Source organism: Lacinutrix gracilariae (assembly GCF_042684485.1).
Taxonomy (GTDB): Bacteria; Bacteroidota; Bacteroidia; order Flavobacteriales; family Flavobacteriaceae; genus Oceanihabitans; species Oceanihabitans gracilariae.
This window is the reverse complement of record NZ_JBHULM010000037.1, coordinates 1-2,571: the sequence shown is the minus strand read 5'-3', so window position 1 is coordinate 2,571 and position 2,571 is coordinate 1. Positions and strand designations below refer to the sequence as shown.

At 30.0% G+C, this 2,571-nt stretch carries 4 protein-coding genes; all 4 read left to right on the top strand.

Annotated features, from left to right (window positions below; genetic code table 11):
• Positions 1-129: 129 nt before the first annotated feature.
• The 4 genes from ACFSSB_RS15555 (at position 130) to ACFSSB_RS15540 (ending at position 2,297) form a co-directional block, all read left to right on the top strand.
• The gene (locus tag ACFSSB_RS15555; protein WP_379905959.1) at positions 130-666 is read left to right on the top strand and encodes a hypothetical protein; all 537 of its coding nucleotides are present in this window, start codon (positions 130-132) and stop codon (positions 664-666) included.
• 222 nt (positions 667-888) lie between these two features.
• Positions 889-1,122: a hypothetical protein gene (locus tag ACFSSB_RS15550; protein WP_379905957.1), complete on the top strand. Its 234-nt coding sequence runs from the start codon at positions 889-891 to the stop codon at positions 1,120-1,122.
• Complete coding sequence (locus tag ACFSSB_RS15545) at positions 1,122-1,439, top strand: type II toxin-antitoxin system RelE/ParE family toxin (protein WP_379905955.1); 318 nt, start codon at positions 1,122-1,124, stop codon at positions 1,437-1,439. Before ACFSSB_RS15550 ends, ACFSSB_RS15545 begins: the two co-directional genes overlap by 1 nt.
• Positions 1,440-1,631: 192 nt before the next feature.
• Positions 1,632-2,297: a hypothetical protein gene (locus ACFSSB_RS15540; RefSeq protein ID WP_379905952.1), complete on the top strand. Its 666-nt coding sequence runs from the start codon at positions 1,632-1,634 to the stop codon at positions 2,295-2,297.
• Positions 2,298-2,571 lie beyond the last annotated feature (274 nt).

Below are 2,571 nucleotides of genomic sequence, written 5' to 3'. Positions count from 1 at the left end.
GCAATTAATTTATACAACGAAATAAGATTACATTTATCTTTAGACTATAAAACACCGAATATGGTATATAAATTATCAGCGTAAATTCAATTTTAACCTGTAGCCATATTTCAGGACGAGACATTTAAAATGAACATTACGAAAAGAATAATATTCGTACTTCTAATCTTAATCGGACTTTTTATAGGTTGGATTATTTTTGGATTTTTTGCAGAAAATTATGAAGAATCGAAATTTTATAACATTGAAATTCCTGAAAAACTAAATTTTGAAAAACCAATTGAATTTCTAACAAATCGACAAATAGATTCGCTGAAAAGAATCAAAGTTAGTAGCGAAAAAATTGTCGTAATTGGAGATGGATATAGTGGGTATGATTTTTATATGTGGCATAAGCCAACAGAAAAAGGAGAAATTTATATCAAGGCATTCGAATTAACACAAAACGTGCAATTATCAGAATGGAAATTAAGCAATAGAACGAGGAATAAAATTACGGAATTGAACAACGAATATAAAATCTATGAAGGCAGAACTGTAATTGACGAGGGAACTTTTGAAAACTTCTATCCTACTCGATTTGAATTATGGTTTAAATCTGATAGCTCGGGAATTGAAAAAAAACTGACTGAAAAAAAATACGTGATCGATGGTTGGGATAGATAAAAAACGTTGTACAACAACGTATATAAAAAATTGCTATTTTGTGCGTAATTCTATGGTCGTTGCACGTTTGCTACGTCTGATTTTCCTTCGGAAAATCCTCGCACACAAACACGCAACTTTCCATATACAAAACCGTTGGCAACAAGCTGTGAAATTCGTCAATTAAAGAAAAATAGATGATTAAATTGATAATTTTGTATCTTTGATAAAAAGCTGAATAAAATGAATTTAGAAGCTCGTAAAATAGAATTTGTACAAGAATTTTTAAAACTTCAAAGCGAAGAAGCGGTTTCACGTCTCGAAAAAATATTGAGAAAAGAAAAAAATGCTTCAGACAATCGAATATTTGAACCTATGACTAAAGAGGAACTGAATAAAAGAATTGACAAATCGGAATCTGATTTCCGAAACAATCGATTTAAAAACAGTTCTGAACTTTTAGCAAAATACGAATAATGATATTGGAAATTATTTGGTCTGAATTTGCTGAAACTCAACTTGACGAAATCTACGAATATTACAAAAAGGAAACCAGTACAAGAATTGCCAAAAAACTTCTGAAAGGAATTATCAACGAACCAAAAAAGTTGATAAAAACACCATTAATTGGACAAGAAGAAGAATTACTAAAACAAAGAGAAATTCATTATCGATATTTAGTATTCAAAAACTATAAACTTATTTATTCTGTGGATACTGAAAACGGATTTATAAAAATTGCTGACGTTTTTGATACACGACAAAATCCACCAAAAATAAAACGGACAAAATAAAAGCCAGTTGCCAACACTGTGTATAATTAATTGCTTTTTACGTGCTTACTTGTGAAAGTTTGCTAACTTAGTTGCCTAACCACGCAACTAACCATACACAAACACGTTGCCAACAATTTGAGAAAAATCAAGAACATATTTAAAATTTGGTTACTTCTATTGTCAATTCAGGCTTTTTCACAAAAGTTCGAAATGAAAATCGATTCTATTCTGAATATTGAAATTGCGGATTTAAAGACAAGCGGAATATCGAAAATTGGATATACAAGACTGACCTGCATCAATTATGGAGTTTACTCAACCGCATATTTAATTTGGACAAAAGATAACTCAACATTTGTTCAAAAATTTAAAAACTCTGAATACGATAATAAATCATTAGAAAGATACAAACCTATAAAATTGACAGATTCGATTTATTTTGAATTTTATAGACAGAACAAAGAGAAATTGAATAATGAGAATATTGAACATTTTGAATACAAGCCAGACTCTATCGTCGATAATAAAATTTACTCAAGTAGAATAATGGTTTCTCATTCTTGCTTCAGACATTTTGTTATAAAATCGAGCAAAGAAAATTTTCATAAACGATTTGATTATTTTGACTTGAAAGAGTTTAACAAGAAAAAAGCATATGCTTCAAAACGCAAATACACAAAAGAAGAAATAAAAAAATGGGAAGAGCGAGGCTGGGAAATATCGGAATACGAAATAATAAACGAAAATTATCCTAAACGAAATCTGAACTTTAACTATAACAAGGAATTAAAGCTTGTCGAATGGGACAAAATTATGACTGAATTTATTGAAGAGTTAGAATCGGAAAATAAATTTAAATTAATAGAAACGGAATAAAAACTGTTGGCAACAACGTGTATAATTAATTGCTTGTGACTTGCATACGTGGAAATTCCTGCGGAATTTCCTCTCGTTCGGTTCATTTTTGCTAAATTAGTTGCTTAACCACGCAACTAACCATATACAAGACCGTTGTGGTTAATTATGACCCGTCCTGAATAAAGGCTACATAATTTTAAACATTATGTACAAAAATGACAAAGTAATCAGACGGTATTCAGAACCTTTCAAACTGAAAATTTTAGCCGAACTTACAACCGGTAAACACACA

What these genes read in the sequence shown, in the direction of transcription:
- ACFSSB_RS15550 (WP_379905957.1), top strand. Translation starts at nt 889, where the DNA reads ATGAATTTAGAAGCTCGTAAAATAGAATTTGTACAAGAATTTTTAAAA.
- ACFSSB_RS15545 (WP_379905955.1), top strand. Translation starts at nt 1,122, where the DNA reads ATGATATTGGAAATTATTTGGTCTGAATTTGCTGAAACTCAACTTGAC.
- ACFSSB_RS15555 (WP_379905959.1), top strand. Translation starts at nt 130, where the DNA reads ATGAACATTACGAAAAGAATAATATTCGTACTTCTAATCTTAATCGGA.
- ACFSSB_RS15540 (WP_379905952.1), top strand. Translation starts at nt 1,632, where the DNA reads ATGAAAATCGATTCTATTCTGAATATTGAAATTGCGGATTTAAAGACA.